General features: G+C 42.4%; 18 protein-coding genes and 1 pseudogene. 5 read left to right on the forward strand and 14 right to left on the reverse strand.

Annotated features, from left to right (window positions below; translation table 11 throughout):
- Positions 1 to 3: 3 nt before the first annotated feature.
- Positions 4 to 276, reverse strand: coding sequence for a hypothetical protein (locus tag J1C81_RS07365; protein ID WP_002895853.1), 273 nt, complete (start codon positions 274 to 276; stop codon positions 4 to 6).
- A 242-nt stretch (positions 277 to 518) separates the two neighbouring features.
- Here J1C81_RS07365 and J1C81_RS07370 point away from each other — a divergent pair, with 242 nt between their 5' ends.
- A complete protein-coding gene (locus tag J1C81_RS07370; RefSeq protein ID WP_002915480.1) occupies positions 519 to 1,529 on the forward strand; it encodes a lactonase family protein in 1,011 nt (336 codons plus the stop codon).
- Between the two features lie 68 nt (positions 1,530 to 1,597).
- Positions 1,598 to 1,789 carry a hypothetical protein gene (locus J1C81_RS07375; RefSeq protein WP_002900625.1) on the forward strand — a complete coding sequence of 64 codons (192 nt, stop codon included), beginning with the start codon at positions 1,598 to 1,600 and terminating at the stop codon, positions 1,787 to 1,789.
- 47 nt (positions 1,790 to 1,836) lie between these two features.
- Here the strand turns inward: J1C81_RS07375 and mgtE are convergent.
- Both mgtE and eno read right to left on the reverse strand, forming a co-directional pair.
- Positions 1,837 to 3,202, reverse strand: a pseudogene (mgtE, locus tag J1C81_RS07380) (magnesium transporter).
- A gap of 350 nt (positions 3,203 to 3,552) precedes the next feature.
- Complete coding sequence (gene eno, locus J1C81_RS07385; RefSeq protein ID WP_002915484.1) at positions 3,553 to 4,857, reverse strand: surface-displayed alpha-enolase; 1,305 nt, start codon at positions 4,855 to 4,857, stop codon at positions 3,553 to 3,555.
- 208 nt (positions 4,858 to 5,065) lie between these two features.
- Here eno and J1C81_RS07390 point away from each other — a divergent pair, with 208 nt between their 5' ends.
- Complete coding sequence (locus J1C81_RS07390; protein ID WP_002915485.1) at positions 5,066 to 5,515, forward strand: YueI family protein; 450 nt, start codon at positions 5,066 to 5,068, stop codon at positions 5,513 to 5,515.
- Position 5,516: 1 nt separating this feature from the next.
- Entirely contained in the window at positions 5,517 to 5,855 is a 339-nt protein-coding gene (locus tag J1C81_RS07395) for a nuclear transport factor 2 family protein (RefSeq protein WP_002915486.1), read from the forward strand.
- On the opposite strand, the gene J1C81_RS07400 is transcribed toward J1C81_RS07395, so the two are convergent.
- From J1C81_RS07400 to J1C81_RS07450, 11 genes are all read right to left on the reverse strand, one after another.
- Positions 5,852 to 6,970, reverse strand: coding sequence for a glycerate kinase family protein (locus J1C81_RS07400; protein WP_002915487.1), 1,119 nt, complete (start codon positions 6,968 to 6,970; stop codon positions 5,852 to 5,854). The two genes, J1C81_RS07395 and J1C81_RS07400, sit on opposite strands and share 4 nt — an antisense overlap.
- A 9-nt stretch (positions 6,971 to 6,979) precedes the next feature.
- Positions 6,980 to 7,627, reverse strand: a complete 648-nt coding sequence (serB, locus tag J1C81_RS07405) for a phosphoserine phosphatase SerB (protein ID WP_002915488.1) — start codon at positions 7,625 to 7,627, stop codon at positions 6,980 to 6,982.
- A 96-nt stretch (positions 7,628 to 7,723) separates the two neighbouring features.
- On the reverse strand, positions 7,724 to 8,410 hold the full coding sequence (locus J1C81_RS07410) for a hypothetical protein (RefSeq protein ID WP_002912175.1): 687 nt from the start codon (positions 8,408 to 8,410) through the stop codon (positions 7,724 to 7,726).
- 75 nt (positions 8,411 to 8,485) lie between these two features.
- Complete coding sequence (locus J1C81_RS07415; RefSeq protein ID WP_002915489.1) at positions 8,486 to 9,154, reverse strand: hypothetical protein; 669 nt, start codon at positions 9,152 to 9,154, stop codon at positions 8,486 to 8,488.
- A 93-nt stretch (positions 9,155 to 9,247) separates the two neighbouring features.
- A complete protein-coding gene (gene ezrA / locus J1C81_RS07420) occupies positions 9,248 to 10,972 on the reverse strand; it encodes a septation ring formation regulator EzrA (RefSeq protein WP_002912173.1) in 1,725 nt (574 codons plus the stop codon).
- A gap of 86 nt (positions 10,973 to 11,058) precedes the next feature.
- Positions 11,059 to 13,008: a DNA topoisomerase (ATP-hydrolyzing) subunit B gene (gene gyrB / locus J1C81_RS07425; RefSeq protein WP_002915490.1), complete on the reverse strand. Its 1,950-nt coding sequence runs from the start codon at positions 13,006 to 13,008 to the stop codon at positions 11,059 to 11,061.
- A gap of 12 nt (positions 13,009 to 13,020) precedes the next feature.
- On the reverse strand, positions 13,021 to 13,587 hold the full coding sequence (locus tag J1C81_RS07430) for an HAD-IA family hydrolase (protein ID WP_032909807.1): 567 nt from the start codon (positions 13,585 to 13,587) through the stop codon (positions 13,021 to 13,023).
- A 222-nt stretch (positions 13,588 to 13,809) separates the two neighbouring features.
- Positions 13,810 to 14,358, reverse strand: a complete 549-nt coding sequence (locus J1C81_RS07435; protein WP_002915492.1) for a DJ-1 family glyoxalase III — start codon at positions 14,356 to 14,358, stop codon at positions 13,810 to 13,812.
- Between the two features lie 72 nt (positions 14,359 to 14,430).
- A complete protein-coding gene (locus J1C81_RS07440; RefSeq protein WP_002915493.1) occupies positions 14,431 to 15,663 on the reverse strand; it encodes an FtsW/RodA/SpoVE family cell cycle protein in 1,233 nt (410 codons plus the stop codon).
- Between the two features lie 12 nt (positions 15,664 to 15,675).
- A complete protein-coding gene (locus tag J1C81_RS07445) occupies positions 15,676 to 16,656 on the reverse strand; it encodes a YeiH family protein (RefSeq protein WP_002915494.1) in 981 nt (326 codons plus the stop codon).
- Between the two features lie 99 nt (positions 16,657 to 16,755).
- On the reverse strand, positions 16,756 to 19,200 hold the full coding sequence (locus J1C81_RS07450) for a bifunctional DnaQ family exonuclease/ATP-dependent helicase (protein WP_002915495.1): 2,445 nt from the start codon (positions 19,198 to 19,200) through the stop codon (positions 16,756 to 16,758).
- 135 nt (positions 19,201 to 19,335) lie between these two features.
- On the opposite strand from J1C81_RS07450, the gene J1C81_RS07455 reads away from it, so the two are divergent.
- Positions 19,336 to 19,974, forward strand: coding sequence for an MBL fold metallo-hydrolase (locus J1C81_RS07455; RefSeq protein WP_002915496.1), 639 nt, complete (start codon positions 19,336 to 19,338; stop codon positions 19,972 to 19,974).
- Positions 19,975 to 20,002 lie beyond the last annotated feature (28 nt).

The following is a 20,002-nucleotide window of genomic DNA, read 5'->3' on the forward strand; positions in this document are numbered from 1 at the left end:
TCTTTATTCAGCTTCTGAGCTAGATCCTGATCCATCTTCTGGAATTTCTTCACCATCTGCTGGGATTTGGATAACATTTCCATCAGGCATTGTGTATTCTGTCACTTCTTTGCCATCAACTGTCTTGGTCTTCTTATCAACAGCATCCTTCTGGAAGTCCACTTGTTTCCCATCCTTAATTTCTGAGTTATCAGCTTCTTTATTTCCGCATGCGGCTAAAAAGAATCCTGACATTCCGATAAGGGCAACGAGCATAGCAATTTTTTTAACGTTCATTTGATTTCTCCTTTGTTTTAGCAAGCAGGAAGTTTGTTGCTTCCTGACAGTATTTGTTTTTTTGAACAATTCTATTCTAACAAAGCCATCTATCCCCTTCCTACCCGCTATCTGTTTTTTATCTGTTTTTTCGAATCAATACTATTCTTTTGAAAATCAAGCATATCCTTCGCTCTCAGGCCTATTATCTGCTTTTATGATATAATAGTAGCAAGCAATTTAAATATATAAGAGGTAATGTCATGACACAAACGGTTTACTTTGGAACCTATACTCGCAGAGATTCCAAGGGAATTTACAAGGCAGATTTTAATTCTAACAAAGGAACTTTAGAAAACTTGACCTTGGTTGCTGAAGAGCCCAGTCCAACCTACCTAGCCTTTGATAAGGCTGGGCATCTCTATTCTGTTGGAGCAAAGGACGGACAGGGGGGGATTGCAGCCTTTGACCAGGCAGGTCAGCTCCTCAACCATGTCGTTGAAGAAGGAGCTCCGCTCTGCTATGTGGCAGTTGACGAAGAACGCGACTTGGTTTACGGTGCCAATTATCATAAGGGACAAGTCTTGGTCTACAGACGCCTAGCTGATGGCAAACTGGAACTGGCTGACTCAGCAAGCCATCAAGGTCAAGGACCACATGCTAACCAAGCGTCTGCTCATGTCCACTATGCTGACCTTACACCAGATCAATACCTGATTACCTGCGACTTGGGAACTGATGAAGTCACCACTTATGATGTTACTGAAGATGGAAAGATCGCTCCTCTGAATACCTACAAGTGTGCCGCTGGAGCTGGTGCCCGCCATATCGTTTTCCACCATCATTATAAAATCGCCTATTTAATCTGTGAGCTTAATTCTACTATTGAAGTCCTGATTTACGATGGAGTCGGCCATTTTGAACACCTGCAAACTATCTCCACCTTGCCAGAGGACTTTGAAGGAGCCAATGGAACAGCTGCTATCCGCCTGTCTGCTGACGGCAAGTTTCTCTACGCTTCCAACCGCGGCCATGACTCTCTTGCTGTTTACAAAATCTTAGCTGATGGCAGTTTGGAGTTAATCCAGATTGCACCTACCAATGGCCAAAATCCACGAGATTTCAACATCACACCGGATCAAAATCATATCATCGCTGTCCATCAAGACTCAGACAATGCAACCATCTTCAAACGCGATGCGGAAAGTGGAAAATTGGCAGAAATCTCCCATGATTTCTACGTTCCCGAAGCTGTTTGTGTGACCTTTAAATAATCAAATTTCTTGTCTTTCTATTAGAAATTTGATTAAATAGTATAAAAAATTACTAAGGAGCAACAACTATGAATCCAGTAGATTTATTTAACCAAGTAAAAGAAATGATTGAAAAGAAAGACTTTGATGGCGCCAAAAAGTTTATCGAAGAAAACAAAGACAAACTCGGTGAATACCTTGAACAAGCTAAAAAACTAGTAGCTGGAAATGAAATGGCCAGCGGTGCTATTGATAAAGTTAAAGGTTTGTTCGACAACTAAGAAAACAAAAACGCTTGAAAAATCAAGCGTTTTTTGTATATCATTTTTTATACAATCAATGGTAAGAAAATTTGTGCTAAGCCTAGAAAAGCTAGATAACCCAATACATCTGTTGCTGTGGTAATGAAAATGGTCGAGGCTAGAGCTGGATCCTGCTGCAGTGTCTTGATAATCAGTGGTACAAAGTAACCAAATAGAGCCCCACATGCTAGATTGATCATCATAGCCAATACCACAATAACAGACAGATAGAAATTTTGATAGAAGACAAACATAACAATCGCTGCAATCAAACCAGTAAAGAAACCATTAACCAAAGCTAACACGATTTCTTTGAATACTAAATTCCGATCTTCTTTCAGATCCAGTTTCCCCAAGGCAATTCCCTGGATAACTAAAGCAAGTGTCTGAGAGGCAGAATTTCCTCCCATTCCTGTGATAATAGGACTAATCGCTGCTAATGCTACAACTTTTGAAATCGTATCATCAAAAAGTGCCACTGTCGCAGAAGCTAGAAAGGCTGTCACTAGGTTAATCATCAACCAGGGTAAGCGTTTTTTGAGTGATTCTTTGAAAGGTCCTCCAATTTCTTCGCTTTCTTGGACACCACCCATCCGCAAGATATCTTCTTGATACTCTTCTTGCAAAACATCGACGATATCGTCAATAGTGATGATTCCTAGCAATACCTGCCGATGATTGACGACCGGTACGACAGATAAATTATATTTGGCAGAAAGTTGTGCCACTTCCTCTTGGTCAACCTCTGGCGTTACACTCACTATCTGAGTATTCATAAATTCGCTGAGTTTCATCTCCGCATCATGAATAAACAAATCACGGATATCAATCCAGCCAACTAGCGAATGATGCACATTTCTAATAAATAAGGTGTCAATAACTTCCGTATTGGGCGAAATCTCCCTCAATTTATTGAGAGTTGCTGAGACGGTCAGATTTTCATTTAAGGTGATGAATTCTGTCGTCATCAGACCACCAGCTGTCTGAGGATCGTAAGCCAACATAGCTTTCAAATTCTCTTGACTGGTATTTTTCATCATACTCTTGACTGGTATTTTTCATCATACTTAAGTATTGCTTACGCAAGTCCACACTCAAGTAACCCAAAATATCTACTACATCATCATCTGGCATAAGATGAAAAAGAGTGCTAGTACGTTTGAAAGAAATCGATTGGATAATCTGTCGTTGCAACTCCGGCTCGGCTTCTTTTAAAATCTCTACCAATTGATCATCACTAGCCATTTCCGTAAAGGTTTTGAGGAGATTCCCTTCCTCATCCTCCAAGGCCTCCAAAGAAAGAGCAATATCAATGGGATAGTAATCATCAAATATCTGATTGAAAACTTCACTATCCTGTGATAGTAAGACCTGATTTAATAATTCTTCCATTGTACTCCTCCTTCCACTTTGCTAGTATACCATAAAAGACTGATTTTGATACAAGAAAGCTATAAAATCTTCAATAAATCACTCACTTTTTCAAGCATGTAGCCACAAGGAAACGCAGGGATCTCTTGATTATATTTTCCGAAAGAAAAACTGTCATCTTGTCCTCCAATTTTTCAAGGGAAAGAGCATGACCAGCCCTACACACTACTTCTAGGCAATTTTCTAGGAAAAGATGATAAATCTCCCTCTCATCAATTAGGGTTGATCCTAAATCAAAAATATCCATTGTTATATCTTTACACATCAAAAAAGCTAGGACTAAGTCCTAGCTCCTCTTATATGCTGTTAGATTATTTTTTCAAGTTATAGAAAGCTTGAAGACCTTTGTATTGAGCAACTTCACCAAGTTGATCTTCGATACGAAGCAATTGGTTGTATTTAGCAATACGGTCTGTACGTGAAAGTGAACCAGTCTTGATTTGACCTGCGTTAGTTGCAACTGCGATGTCAGCTATTGTTGAATCTTCAGTTTCACCTGAACGGTGTGATACAACTGCAGTGTAACCAGCTTCTTTAGCCATTTCAATAGCTTCAAAAGTTTCAGTAAGAGTACCGATTTGGTTAACTTTGATAAGGATTGAGTTAGCAGCACCTTCTTTGATACCACGTGCAAGGTAGTCAGTGTTTGTTACGAAGAAGTCGTCACCAACAAGTTGTACTTTCTTACCAAGACGTTCAGTAAGAGCTTTCCAACCTTCCCAGTCATTTTCATCCATACCATCTTCGATAGTGATGATTGGGTATTTGTTAACCAACTCTTCAAGGTAGTCGATTTGCTCTGCAGATGTACGAACAGCAGCGCCTTCACCTTCAAATTTAGTGTAGTCGTATACTTTACGTTCTTTATCGTAGAATTCTGATGATGCACAGTCAAATCCGATAAATACATCTTTACCTGGAACATAACCAGCAGCTTCGATAGCAGCGATGATAGTTTCTACACCATCTTCAGTTCCTTCAAAGCGAGGAGCGAATCCACCTTCATCACCAACGGCAGTTTCCAAACCACGAGATTTAAGGATTTTCTTAAGAGCGTGGAAGATTTCAGCACCGTAACGAAGAGCTTCTTTGAATGTTGGAGCACCAACTGGCAAAATCATGAACTCTTGGAAAGCGATTGGAGCATCAGAGTGAGATCCACCATTGATGATGTTCATCATTGGAGTTGGAAGAACTTTAGTGTTGAATCCGCCAAGGTAGCTGTAAAGAGGGATTTCAAGGTAGTCAGCAGCAGCACGAGCTACAGCGATAGACACACCAAGGATTGCGTTCGCACCCAATTTACCTTTGTTAGGAGTACCGTCCAAAGCAATCATTGCACGGTCGATAGCTTGTTGGTCACGAACATCGTAACCGATAATAGCGTCAGCGATAACGTTGTTTACATTATCAACTGCTTTTTGTGTACCAAGACCACCGTAACGAGATTTGTCGCCATCACGAAGTTCAACTGCTTCGTGTTCACCTGTAGAAGCTCCTGAAGGAACCATACCACGTCCGAAAGCACCTGATTCAGTATAAACTTCTACTTCAAGTGTTGGGTTACCGCGTGAGTCTAGGACTTCGCGAGCGTAAACATCAGTAATAATTGACATTTCTTACTCTCCTTATTATTTAAAATTATTTACTAGTCTATGATACCTCAAAAACGCTTTTTTTTCAAGGAAAAATAGAGAATCTAAGCAAATTTGAGAAATTTTGCACAAGAAAACGATTCCAAATTTACTATATAAATGCTTTTCCAGCAAATCAGAACAGACATTCGAGCTTTTAGAATTTCTCCTTTTATGGTACAATTTTATTATGACTGATATTAATAAAGTAATCATGGAAAAAGCCCAGGGCGGAGTCAAGCTCAACCCTGATGAACAGCGTAGATTTTTAGGGACTTTTGAGGAGCGAGTGCTGGCCTCCTGCTCTATTGAGCAAGCCAACGAGACCCTCATTCGCAGTCATTTCAAGGAAATGATCAGTAGCATCATGAAAAACTGCCAACCTGTAATTGTCAAAATTTCCCCAGAAGTCGAGTCAGGCAATCAAATCTTTTATCTAAAAACCTCCAAGGAGCTGGGCTGCGAGGCAACTATTGTCTCTAGCGATTACCATTCTTCTCCTTTTGGCCTAATTGTCCATAGCGACCATCTGGTCCAAGTAGATGATAAGGACATGAGCCAACAGTTTGCTAATCTCCTTCAGCCAGCAGAAAAACCAGCAAAAGAAAAGCGCTCCCTCTGGAAAAAATGGTTTGGATAAAATGACAAATTTAGAAAAACTTTTTGCCTTTTTTGAAGCTGAAAACCAGCGTGATTGGCAAACCTATCAGACCTTTCTTTCTGATCATGTTAGCTGGGAATTAGAGGGTGACACAATCGAAATCATCAAAGGTAAAGCAGACTACTTGACTAATATTCAAAAAGTCTACCATAACAACCCCGTTCAGTTTCGTTGTACTTATTATCAGCTTAGTCCTGACCAGAATCGGATTGTGACTCTTTTAGAAAATGACTTTGGTGACCTGTCTTGTGATATCTTCTTCTTTGAAAAGGGTATGATTGTCAAAGAAATTGAATACCTACTAAAAAAAGCGGACTAACCGCTTTTTTTCATCTTCAGAACATTGCTAATATTTCTGGCTGTGCGAATCAAATTTTGCTCCGCCTGCTCTAGAAGCCTATCCAAACTATCTGCTCGCGCAATGATAGGAAAAGCTGCCTGAATATTCTCAACTGGGAAATCCGGTAAATCATCAGCCAGGCTACCGCAAATCGCCAGTACAGGAATGCCTTCAGGTGTTCGCCTTGCGACTCCGACCGGTGCCTTGCCCGCCAGAGACTGACGGTCCATCCGTCCTTCGCCCACTACGACCAAGTCCGCTTTTTTGACTCTGTCATCAAAATCCAGTAAATCTAGACAGGTTTCGATGCCCGAAACGATTTTTCCTCCAGCAAAAGCAACTAGTCCTGCTGCCATTCCTCCACCAGCCCCAGCTCCATCCATATCAATCACCTGAGGATTGACCAACTGATAGAAATCAGCCATGGCTTGGTCTACTTGAGAAAATAGTAGGGGAGATAGACCTTTCTGACCTCCGAAAACAGTTGTCGCACCGCGCGCTCCACAAAGAGGATTGTCTACATCCGTCAAAATCTCAATCTTAACTTCTTTCAAGAAATCAGGAACCTGCTCAGCAGATATTCGGGCGACCTTTTCCAAAGATGAGCCAATGGGGCGCAATCTATGATTGTCCGCATCGAAAAATTCATAGCCCAGGCCCGCTGCTAGTCCAATCCCACCGTCGTTGCTAGCCGAACCTCCAACACCAACTAAAATTTTTCTAACACCGTCTTCAGCCAGATGCAAAATTAATTCCCCTAATCCTTTGGTTTCTATGGCCAAGGGATTTCGTTTTTCCTCCGGAATAGAGGCAAGTCCTACCAAGTCAGCCATTTCAAAAAGCGCTTGCTGACCATTTCTGGCATAGGGCATTTTTACTGGCTGGCCAAAGGGCCCGGTTACGGTGTGGTAAAATTCAGCCCAGCCTAAGGCTGCTGTCAGCGCAGCCATTGTCCCCTCGCCCCCGTCACCGACCGGCAGCAAGTCAAAGCTGGCATCTAGCAAGGCCTGAGAAAAGCCCGTCTGAAGAGCTTGAGCAACCTGAGGAGCTGACAAGCTTTCCTTGAAAGAATCCGGTGCAATAAGAATATGCATGCTTCTCTCCTATTCTTTTCTATTGTCTAAAAGATCAATGACCCGATAGAGATTGCATTCTTGAATCTGATAAGGAGCCTGCTCTCGCACAATTGGCTTGGCCATAAAGGCAATTCCTATCCCTGCTGCTTGAATCATAGGCAGATCATTTGCGCCATCTCCCATAGCAATTGTTTGATTTAATTCCAACTTGTTTTCAGCTGCCCATGCTTTTAGCATGGCAAGCTTGGTATCCTTAGTGACAATCTCTCCTAAGACTTGTCCTGTCAAAAACCCCTGCTGGATTTCCAAACGATTTGCCTTGACGTAGTCAATTCCAAGTTGCTCAGCCAGTCTGTCCACGGTCTCATGAAAACCACCTGACACCAAGCCTACTTTATAACCACGTTTATGCAGCTCCTTGACCAAGTCCTCAGCTCCCGGAGTGAAGTGGATCCTTTCAGCAATTCGAGCAAAAATATCCTCCGGCAGGCCTTTTAAAAGAGCGACACGCTCACGTAAGGCAGCTTCAAAGTCCAACTCTCCTCGCATGGCACGCTCGGTAATAGCCGCAACCTGAGCTCCTACACCCGCCTCCTCTCCTAGCAGGTCAATCCCTTCTTCCATGATTAAGGTGCTGTCTACATCCATGACTAAGAGACCTTTAACTTTATCCATCTCTTGACTCCTTTTCTATTGACATCTATAGCAGCAGCAGATAGGACTGCCGACATTTCAACTCGTCGGTTACTTTTTCCAATTGGATTCATAAATTCACTTCCTTTTAACTAAATAAATTGCTGTACTAATTTGTATCACCTTTTGCTTGGATTCAAAATTTAATAAGACATCATATCTATTATAGTATGCATGACTAAGACTAACCGAAAGTTTCGTATCCGATGGTAGATTATATTTTTCCACTATTTTTTTATATAATACTGACTGATTTTCAGCTTTATAAATAATGTCACTCAATTCAGTTTCTGCACTCTTAAAGGTTTCTTTAACCTCAAGCGCTTCGAAATAGTTCCTGTCAATTAAAAGATTGAATATTTCTTCATCAAATAGTGGCTCCAATTCTCCCTCGTATTGCAGTTTCCCATCAGTATAAGTCACACCAACTTCTTGAGCATCTTTTTTATACTTCCCTTTGCTGATGGTATATGTACCTTTACCAGAACCAGCTTGGAGCTTTAAAAAAATGTCATATGTTGTCATTTCACCATTTGAGTCAATTATAGTCAATGATGGAGAGTAAGTTTCAATCTCCGTAAAATCCTTCTTTTCTTGCTCCAAAAATTTAAACATTGGTTCAAATGTGCCTTCAAAATCATACTGTTCTCTTGTTCTGTTTTTTGGAATAGTTTCGCAGCCAAAATCACATCCATGTAGTGATACGACAAAAAATAGGAGAAGCCCTGCTATCACTATCCCTAATAACCAGTTCTGTTTTTTCATTCTTTGCTCTCTACCTAATCAGACATTTCAACTCGTCGGTTACTTTTTTCAATTCCATTCATTGATTATCCCCACCTATTTTTTAAATATAGTTAAATCTATTTGAACAGCCTCATCCTTAGATTCCATTCGTATTGAAATCCCATAGATTGTTCCACTAGAGTGATCTAATCTTATTCGACAGGTAGTATCCTCTGACATATTATACTTATTTTTGAGATATTTAAAGAGTTCAGAGTGATTTTCTGGCTTGTAGATGATATCACGAAGCTCTGTTTCTGCACTCTTAAAAGTCTCTTTCACATCCAAGGAAGCGAAATAATCTCTTTGAACAACTAAATTAAGAATCTCTTCATCAAATAAAGGAGTTATCTCCGAGCTGTAAGTCAGCTTACCGTTAGAATAAGTAACAGGAGCAATCTCTTCTTTATCACCGATTGTTATTGTGTAGTTACCCTTAAGATCAGATTGTATAATATCTAAGTCCACTGAATATTTTTTGACTTCGTCTCCATGTTCTATATAAACACGACTTATGTAACCTTTTAATCCAGTAAAATCCTTTTTCTCTTGTTCTAAAAACTTAAACATTGGTTCAAAAGTGCCTTCAAAATCATACTGTTCTCTTGTTCTGTTTTTTGGGACAGTGTAATCATCCAGACGCCAGCCATTTATCAACGCTATCGATAAAACTGCTACACCTCCAAGAAAAATGAGAGTAATATATTTTTTAATCTTTTTCATTTTTTTAGACTTTCTACTTTAATCTGTCCCTCTATTATAACATAAGACCCTTTTTGCTGAGAATGGAAAAAGAAGCTCCCGAAGGAACTTCTTTTAAAAACGAATATTCTCGCGTGTTTTTTCGTAGGATGTCACAAAGCGCTCTGTCACGCCTGGCTCGACAAGATCCAAAGCTTTTGAAATGATTTCCAATGATTGAGCATAGTCGTAGTCATGTTCAAAGACATACAAGGACTTGTTGAAGGCTGCTTGTACATTATCGTCAAAGGAACGATAGCGGTTTGAATACTGCAGCAGCTGCTCAGTCAAGGTAGCATCTTGGACGATACGATAGGTTTCTTCTTCCAATTGCTCCATATCATTTCCTAGAATTTCCAGCCAACGGTTAACTGATTCTATGTTTACTCGTGTAGCTTCCAATTCCTTCACCAACTCTTCAATATTGTTGCTGGTTGAGAAGAAAATTTCTAAGAAAGAATCTGGAATACCCGGCAAATTGCGTTTTTCCATATATCTCTTAATGGTATGCAATTTGTTAGCATAGATATTGACTTTCTGACGAGCATTGGCATCATCTTTTTCAATCTCTGCCAGTGCTTCGCCAAGAGAAATCTGCTCATCTTCGATTTCTTTCAAACGCTCTTGGATAGCTTCCAACTCTTCCTGAACCACAGAATAAGCTTGCTTGGTTTCAGAAGAATCTTCTACCGCGCTAAGCACCACATCTTCCTGGGCAGAAAGCTCAGCCTGCAACTCCTTGACATGAGAAGTTTCCGTATCAGAGAGAAGGAAGGTTTGAGATAAACGTTCTATCTCTTTTTGGAGTTGCTGATTGTTTTCCTTTGTATGAGCCAGATAGCTAGGCAAGTTTTTAATCAGCTTCTCAACTACTTTGTGAGCTTCAATTTCCCGAGTGAAGATTTCATAGAGAGCGTTAATCTCTTCTTGCGCTTGCTCATTTTCATACTCAGCATTATCCAGCTCTAGGGCTGAAATATTAGCTTCGTTGCGTTTGAGACTTGCATGAAGCTGCTGAAAACGAGACTCTATATCTGTTTCGATAAAGTGATAACCAGATTCCAAGAGCTTACGGTGACCAGATTCTAAGTCTTCCAACTGATCTGGCAATTTCACAGTCAACTCTTCGACAATGGCAGGAACTTTCTCAACGATATGTGTCAGAGCAAGAATATGATCCTCAGCCTTGTCCAAGATTTCAGCTGCTTCAACTGGGTCACCCGAAGAATTAAGAGTTACAAACTGAGAAAACTCTGACTGGATATTTTCCAGCTGTTTTTCAATCTCAGCTAGGGCTTGCCCATACGAGTCTGCATTCTCCGCCACCTGAGTTTGCAGTTTTTCAAACAAATCCAAGGCATGGAGCACACGACCGCTATTCTTAGACTCTTGCTCTTTAAGATCTTCCAAGGCAGCACGAATCATCTTGATATCTTCGTCAATCAAATCAATCTGACTCTCAATATTGCCGATGGCATGCTTGGCTTTTATGAAACGGAAAGAATTATTGTACCCTTCTGCTTCAAATAGATTATTTTCGATATCAGCAAATGAATTTAAGGACAAGTCTACCCATTTTTGATTCCATTCACGGAAGGCTACCTGACTCTGCCCAATCAAATGCATATTTTTTACTTCTTCAACTTCATCATTCACAGGGAGATTATAGAGTGCTTCTTTTCTCTCCTCCAAATTTTGAAGTAAAGCTTCATTTCTCTTTCTCATCAGAACTGCAGTACCATAGCCGACAACCAAAAGCAGAGCTACCACAGCAACGAGAATAACTAGTCCAATAGACATATAGAACTCCTTCACATTGTTACTATAAAGCAAACATAATGATTATATCATATTTTTGCCCATAATGGTTGATTTTTCTGATTTTTTTAGACGTCGAGCGTACTGTATACAGCATTTTCTTCGATAAATTCACGACGAGGTTCAACGCGATCCCCCATCAGCATGTCAAAAATCTTGTCAGCTTCCGCTGCATCATCCACTGAAACCCGTGCCATCAAGCGATGTTCAGGATTCATAGTTGTCTCCCACAGCTGATGGTCATCCATCTCTCCGAGCCCCTTGTAGCGTTGAATGGTTGGCTTAGAGCGACCTTCACTGTAACGAGCCAAAGCAGCTTGAAGCTCTTCTTCCTGATTAGCACCTGGCTGGATGTATTCTTTGACATCACTTCCTACCTTGACGCCATAGATTGGCGGCTGAGCGATATAAACAAATCCAGCTTCAAGAACCGGCTTCATATAGCGGTAAATCAAGGTTAAGAGCAGGGTTCGAATGTGAGCGCCGTCTACATCGGCATCGGTCATGATGACCAATTTTTGGTAGCGGGCCTTGCTGACATCAAAGTCAGCGCCGAAACCAGTTCCCATGGCAGTAAAGAGACTGCGGATTTCTTCATTGGCCAATATCTTGTCCATGCTGGCTTTTTCAACGTTGAGAATCTTACCGCGAATTGGCAGAATGGCCTGAAATTCACGGTTACGGCCGGACTTAGCTGAACCACCCGCAGAATCTCCCTCCACGATGAAAAGTTCAGTTTCCTGAGGGTCGTTAGACGAGCAGTCGGCCAATTTACCTGGCAGATTGGAGATTTCCAAGCCAGACTTCTTGCGGGTTACTTCCCGAGCTCGCTTGGCAGCAATTCTAGCCTTAGAAGCCAAAATTCCTTTTTCAACGATTTTTCGAGCCACCGCAGGATTTTCCAAAAGGAAATCTGAGAAAGCTTCGCTAAAAAGTCGATTGGTAATCTTGACCACTTCGCTATTGCCCAGCTTGGTCTTGGTTTGACCTTCAAACTGAGGGTTAGGGTGCTTGACAGAGATGACCGCTGTCAAGCCCTCACGAACATCTTCCCCAGTCAGATTGTCCTCGTTTTCTTTGAGAAGCTTATTTTTCTTGGCATAGTCATTGATAACCCGTGTCAGGGCAGTCCGGAAGCCTTGCTCATGCGTTCCACCCTCGTGGGTATGGATGTTATTGGCAAAGCTCATGACTGTTTCGTGGTAGCCAGTCGTATACTGCATAGCGACTTCAACCGTAATGTCGTCCATTTCACCATCGGTATAAATCGGCGTTTCAAAGATTACATCCTTGTTTTCATTGATGTATTGGACATAGCTGACAATCCCACCCTCATAGTGGTAATCCTTGACCTGCTCCATTCCATCTCGCTTATCAGTAATGGAAATTCTGAGACCACGATTGAGAAAGGCCAATTCTTGCACCCGCTTATTGAGCTTTTCAAAGTCAAATTCTACTGTTTCAGTGAAAATCTCTGGATCTGGTGTAAAGTGAACTGTTGTACCAGTACGGTCTGTCTCACCGATGATTTCTAGATCAGCGACTACATGACCGCGACGGTATTCTTGGTAATGAATCTGACCGTTTTTATAAACGCGGACATCCAGCTGAGTGGACAGGGCATTTACTACAGAAGACCCCACACCGTGCAGACCCCCTGATACCTTGTATCCGCCACCGCCGAATTTTCCTCCGGCATGGAGAACAGTAAAGACTGTTTCCACGGCTGGACGGCCTGTTTTCTCCTGAATATCAACGGGAATTCCCCGACCGTTATCCACTACTGTGATGGAATTATCTTTTTCGATAAAGACCTGAATGTGACTGGCAAAACCAGCCAGCGCCTCATCAATCGAGTTGTCAACAATTTCCCATACTAAATGGTGCAGACCTTCCTTGGAGGTCGAACCGATATACATCCCTGGACGCATACGAACGGCTTCTAAGCCTTCTAAGACCTGAATCTGACTGGCATCATATTCCTGGGCCTGTATATCTTGCTGCTTTTCTTCTGTCATAGTGTTCCTTTTCTAATCAATATCTATAAATTCTTCAAGATGCTGCATATTATCAAAGAGATAGGTATCAAAGCCAGCTGCCTGACCTGCTTCAATATCCAGAGGACGGTCACCAATGACCAAGCCAGAGGAAATCTGATACTTGTCTTTTAGATAGATCATGGAGTCTGGTGAAGGTTTCCTTGGAAAGCCATTCGCCGATGTCACCACTTCTGTAAATGCTGATGAAATAGCAGTCTTTTCCAAGATTTCCAGCACTTGGTTGTCCCGGTGGGAGACCAGAAAGTTCCGACCACCCTTGGCCACAATCCGCCTAAGCAACTCTGCCGCGCCGTCAAATAAGACAGGATGAGTCAATTCTTCTGCTTCATTGGCCTTATAAAACTTTAAAAAGTCTTTTTCTTGGGGAGCAAACTGCTGGACAGCATAGTCTGTAGACACCTTGAGGGCCTTATAAACTTCGTCGTGACCAGCTTGCAGACCAAACTCTTTCAAGGTTTGAACAAAAGCTGCTGTCGAAGTTTCATAATTATCCAAGAGTGTTCCACCTAAATCCCAGATGTAATCTTGATAATTCATACCTTTCATTATACCATAATTTTCATGAAAAAGGGGCTAATATTTGCCCGAAACCAGCACTTTTCCGACTTTTTTCAACCCTTTTTCTAAACAAAATATCTCAAAGAATCTAAAATTTAAAAATGGCTGCTGATTTCGTCCTTCCCACCATCTCTATACCGACGACAAAGATGAATAAGGGTTCAAAAAAGCTGGGACATATTTTGAGTCCCAGCATCTTCTTTAGTTTCCAAATACATCTGTATAAAGCATGGCATCAGCCAACTGGTCAGCGTCTCCTCCCAGCTGACGAACCAGCTCATAGGCGAAAGCCAAGGCAGTCGATGGACCACGGCTAGTAATCAGCTTCCCATCAACAAGAACTGTTTCTTTACGGTAAGTTCCATTTTTAATATTGTCTTGCGCACCGTCATAGCAAGTGAAATACTTACCAGTCAAGATACCTGCGCGGTCAAGAGCAATGGGAGCGGCACAAATGGCAGCAATGAACTTGTCCTCTTGCTGAAAATCCTGCAAAAGCTTCATCAGGCGGTCATCATCACGGAGATTAGCCGCCCCTGGCATCCCTCCTGGCAAGATGACCATATCGTAGTCATCTAGTCGGCCTTTCCAGACCTGATCCGCTTGAACAGTGATGGCATGAGACCCAGTTACTGCTTCATCAAAACCAATCATATCACAGACAAGACCTGCACGGCGCAAGACATCCACAACTGTCAGGGCCTCGATTTCTTCAAAGCCGGGAGCTAAGAGTAAAGCTGCTTTTTTCATGAAAATATCCTTTCTGATATGAGCCAATCACAAAAACACATCTGATTTGTGAGTCAAAAACTTACTTTATCTTTATTTTAATTTCTTCAGTACGACTTTTTTTCGGACAGCTGGAATTCGCTCCTTCTTTTCATCCGTCAGGCTGTTCTGATAGGAGACGGACAGCAGGAGACCAACACCGATAAGATTACTGATGATGGAAGAGCCGCCCTGTGAAATAAAGGGCAGCGGAATCCCTGTCAGAGGCAGAATCCCTGTCACCGCTCCAATATTTTCAAAGATATGGAAGAGCAGCATCATGATAAAGCCAGTTGAGATATAGGTATAAAACTGGTTGTTGGATTTAATCGTAATCTTGAGCATGCGATAAATCAACAATAAATAGAGCATGATAACCAAGGTCGAGCCCAAAAAGCCAAAATCTTCTGCAATGACGGTGAAAATCATATCGCTTTCCCGAACAGGAACCAAGAGATTAGAAACATTAAAGCCTTGACCAGTCAGACCGCCGCTTCCGACAGCGATTTGTCCCTGTGCTTGCTGGAAGGTGGTCGTCTGAGCGTAGTCAAAGGGATGAAGCCAAGCCAAAATCCGATTGATTTGGTAGGTTGGCATGCCTAGGTTATGCAGAAAGGCACGGCCGCCATCGGAAATAAAGATAAAGAGAAATCCTCCCAACAGCAAGACTCCTGTCAGAAAAACTGGCAGGATAATCTTCCAAGAAACACCTGACAGTAGAATGATGCCGCCGTATATAGCAACAAAAACCAGAGCTGTTCCCAAATCACTCTGAAGAGTTAACAGAACCAGAACAGGCACAGTGTAGAGCCCAAGCTTCAGGATCAGAAAAAAGTCTAAAGTCAAGGTTCGCTCATCCTGCTTGTGTTGCTGGAGAAAATGAACCACCAGCCGCGACAGCATGAGGATGTAAGAAATCTTCATGAATTCCGAAGGCTGAAAGAGGGTCACACCACGAATAGCAATCCAGTTTTTAGCACCAGTGGAGGCTACCAGAGATTGGCTGTAAAAAATCAGAGGCAAGACCATGAGGCCAAGACCAAAAACATAGAGATAAGGGGTGATTTTCCAGAGAAACTTGGTGTTAAAGAACATGAGGATAAAACTGAGCAGGAAGCCCACCGCAATCCAGGCGATTTGCTGACCAACCATGGGCCAGGCATTGTCAGGATAATCATGACTAACAGCAATGTAAATAGCTACAACTCCGATTGAGAGCAGCATCAAAACGGGCAAAATTAAACTATAATCAATCCGAGACTCAAACGTCCGTCTTTGATAGGGCATAGTCCCTCCTTTTTAGAAAAAATACTGGATAATCAAGCTAGAAACAGCGACGCAGAACCAAGCAAAGGCACCAGTCAGCAAAGGCGCTGCTCCTGCTTGCTTAAACTGCTTAAAGGAAACCTTGGCGCCAATAGCTGCCAAGGCCATAGCCATCAGCCACTGAGAAATGAATTTTGTATAAGGGATGACAGCAGCAGGTAGAAATCCAAGACTGCTGATAAGTGAAGCTAGGACAAACCAAGCTATAAACCAAGGAAAAATCTGTTTCAAGTTTGTCTTTTGTGATGACTGCTTAGACTTGATATAGCGATAAGCTGCGAAGATCAAGCAGGCCGGTACAATCATCAGAGCCCGACTAAGCTTAACAATGGTCGCCAAGTCGCCAGCTGACGGGCTATATGTATAGCCTGCCGCCACTACTGACGAAGTATCATTGATGGCTGTTCCAGCCCAAGTCCCGAAAAAGGTATCCGACATCTGCAACAAATGCCCTAAAAAAGGGAAAATGAATACTGCTAAAATATTGAAAAAGAAAATAGTGGAGATAGACAGAGCGATTTCCTCTTCATCAGCTTCCAAGATTGGTGAAGCAGCCGCTATGGCAGAGCCACCGCAGATGGCTGTTCCAAAACCAATTAAAATAGTCAAGACACGATTCATCTTAAAGAAACGGCCAGCCAGATAGGCCGCCAGAAAGGCTATCAGAATCGTAATAAGACTGATACGAAGAGAAGAAATCCCTGTCTCAGAAACCTGACCAATGGACATGGAAAATCCCAAAAAGATGATGGAATACTGCAGCAATTTCTTCCCTGAATAGCTGAGTCCTTCCTGAAAAACAGCCGGCAGCTTCATGCTGTTGTTCAAAACAATCCCAAAGACAATAGCCAAAACACTAGAGCCTATCAAGGGAAGCAAGCCGCCTAAAAAGATAGAAACAGCCGCTATGCCAAAGGATAACAGAATTCCTGGTAAATATTTTTTCACGAGCACTCCTTCTTTCTTATGCCTCTCATTATAACAAATTCTTTCCCAAAAATCTGAATGGAACTAAAAAATCAGCCAATAAAACTCAGCTGATTTGAGATAGCTTCAGTCAAAAAAGTCTTGTAATTCATGCATAATGGCTGCCTCTGGCAGAATATCCAAAGAAGCCAATTGTGATAGATGATGCTGAATCTGCTTGCCATAGCGTTTACTAGAGATGCGATTGTCCAAAAGAATGACAGCTGACCTCTGATACTCATTACGCCGAGTCCGGCCAATAGCCTGCTTAAGCCGTAAGATGGCAAGAGGCAGTTGATAATCATAAAAGGCATTCTTACCTTCCGCTTTCAGGCGGCTGTTAATCTTCTGTACAAAGAAATCCTTGGGATTGTCAAATGGAATCCGCGTGATCAGCTGAATAATCTGGTCTTGCTCAGCAAAATCCGCCCCCTCCCAGAAGCTGCCAGAGCCTAACAGAATACTTGCTTCTCCTCTATCGAAACGCCGCTTGATATTACCTGCATCGCCATTTTTATATTGGGCCAAATGCGGCAGAGCCAGCAAGTCCGAAACAGTCAAAAGCAAGTCTTTAGAGGTGAAGAGGACGACGATAGGCAGACCGAGTTCCGCCACTTCTTGCAGGCAAGCCACAATCTCTCGAGCAAAATCCTCAGTTGACAAATCCACTACTGCTGGAAAACTTTCATCTAAAAAGAGCTTCTGCAGTGGCTTCTTTTTACTTCTCAGCTTGTAAAAGTGATAACTTTCAAAGCCTAGCAACTGCGCCAAATTGACCTTAGAGCTGATTTCCAGAGTAGACGAAACCAAGATAACCTTGGTACTTTCAGGCAGGAAGTCGGTAAAATGCAGTAATTCTGAACGGCCAGCATGCAGAGTCATCAAGCGATGATCTGCCAAAACTTCATCAACCAACCAATAATACTGGTATTTGCCACTGAACAAGTGCTGTAGCTCAGGCAGTGCACTAGTCTTTAACTCGGACACATCCTGAAGCAGTCGGGCAATCTTTTCCGGACTTAGCTCAGATGCTTTCTTGCGATGCTTCTCTGCGGCATCAGCCAGCTCAAACTGAATGCTTTGCAAAAGCCGTTGCCGCAGAAGTTCCCCTTCTTCCTGAAGGAGATGATTTATCTGCTGCAGCGTTTTAGTTAGATTTATACTGGCCTGAGAGAAACTTTCCAAGGCGAAAAACATCTTCTGAGCCTCATCAACTACCAGAACACGATTGTCCAGCAAAGACTGGTCATCCTCTAAACGCGTCAGCAGGTAAGCATGATTAGTAATCACGACTCGACTAGTAGCCGACTTGACCTGTCCCAACCGCCAAAAATCTTCCTCATAAAAAAGAGAATGTTTGCTTAGCTTGCCATCATGACGGATTTCATTGAAGTAGCTTGAGAAGCGATGAGCCTGCCCGATTTCGTTCAAATCACCTGTTTTAGTTTCTGTCAGCCAAACCAAGAGTTGCAGCTTACAGCGATTAACCAGACGGTTGTCATATTCCCTGTCCAGTGTCTGATAGAAATGGTCCAGCTTGATATAATTCTCCGGACTCTTGAGACTGTGAAAGGAAATACCAAATACTTCCTCCAACAATCGCCCTTCCTTTTGCAGCAGCTGGTCCTGCAGGATCTTAGTCGGAACCGTCACTAGTACTTTTTCTTGACCTCTAGACAAGATAGGCAGCAAGTAGCCAAAGGTCTTACCTAAGCCTGTCTGCGCCTCTAAAAAACTAGCCTCCTGCTGGTCCAGAGCTTCCTCCATAAAGCGAGCAAACTTGAGCTGTTCTGGCCGCTCTTCTAAGCCCAGCAGGTATAGATTGGTCAGGAAATCCTGCGACAGCTTCTTTTCCGAAGTCAGCTTTTGGGGACGTCGCAGGAAAATACCATGGCAGGATTGCAGTTCCTTATCTTGCTGATCCGGCATTGTCTGATAAACTTCCTCGATAGCCAGACGCGACTCATAGATAATGCTATCCGCCAAAGTTAGCATTTTCTCAACCAAGACCTTGGGCAGGCTCTTGATTTTGTCTTGTATTTTTAAAAATAGCTGAGCCGTTGCTTGAGCATCTGCCAGAGCAGTATGGGCGTTTTCCAAAGAAATATCCAGCAAATTGCAAAGATTGCCCAAGGAGTATTTATCAAAAGTCGGGTAGAAGACCTGAGCCAACTCTACCGTGTCCACACGCGGTGTCAGCAAGTCAAACCCTTCCCAGAAAAGGGCCTCTGCTAGTAGATTAGCGTCAAACTTGACATTATGAGCGACAAAAATCGCATCCTGAATCAACTCATATACCTCAGCTGCTACCTGAGAAAACTCCGGTGCTCGGCCAAGCCGCTCATCATCCAAACCTGTCAGCTCTTTGATATGCTCATCCAGTTCCTCATGAGGATTGACATCTGTTTCATAAGTCTTGGTAATGATTCCATTCTCAATCAGAACAATGCCAATCTGGATAATCTTTGCACTGCTGCCCGTTCCTGTAGCCTCCAAGTCCACAACGGCATACTTATAATCATTTTGTGTCATACTGCTATGATTATATCATAAAAGCCATTCTGAAACATCTGAAAATTTTCAGCCATAGTCTATGAAGCAATTCTGTGCAAAAAATTTTCTTTTCTGTTACACTCAATAGCAGAATACATTTTCCGAGGAAATCAAATGAAGATTCATAAAATTATCAACCTTGTTGCTTTTGAAAACACCTATATCTTAGAAAATAACCAGGGCCTCCTAGTCGTCGATCCTGGCAGTGACTGGAAAAAGATTGAGCGCAAGCTAGAGGAACTCGCCAAGCCTGTGATTGCTGTACTCTTGACCCATACCCATTATGACCACATTATGAGTTTAGAAAAGGTCCGAGAGCACTATGCTGCCCCACCTGTCTATGTGGCTGAGAGTGAAAGCAGCTGGCTCTACACACCGACAGATAACCTATCTGGTCTGGCGCGCCATGCTGATCTGGATGATATTATCTGTCGACCAGCAGAAGAGTTTTTCTCCTACGAAACAGACTATGATCTTGGAGGCTTTCACTTCTATGTGCTTGCAACACCTGGCCACTCCATCGGAGGTGTCTCTCCAGTCTTTCCAGATGACCGCCTTGTTTTGACGGGCGATGCCCTCTTTCGGGAAAGCATCGGACGAACGGATCTTCCTACAGGAAACATGGAGCAATTGCTGACATCCATTCGCGAGAAACTTCTGGTATTACCTAAAGACTACGCTGTTTATCCTGGGCATGGTCATGATACCACTATTTCACATGAAAAAATCTTTAATCCATTTTTAGCTCAGTAGCCATTAAAGCAATTAACTATAACAAAAA

The sequence above is a fragment of the Streptococcus sanguinis genome (genome assembly GCF_050225395.1).
GTDB lineage: Bacteria > Bacillota > Bacilli > Lactobacillales > Streptococcaceae > Streptococcus.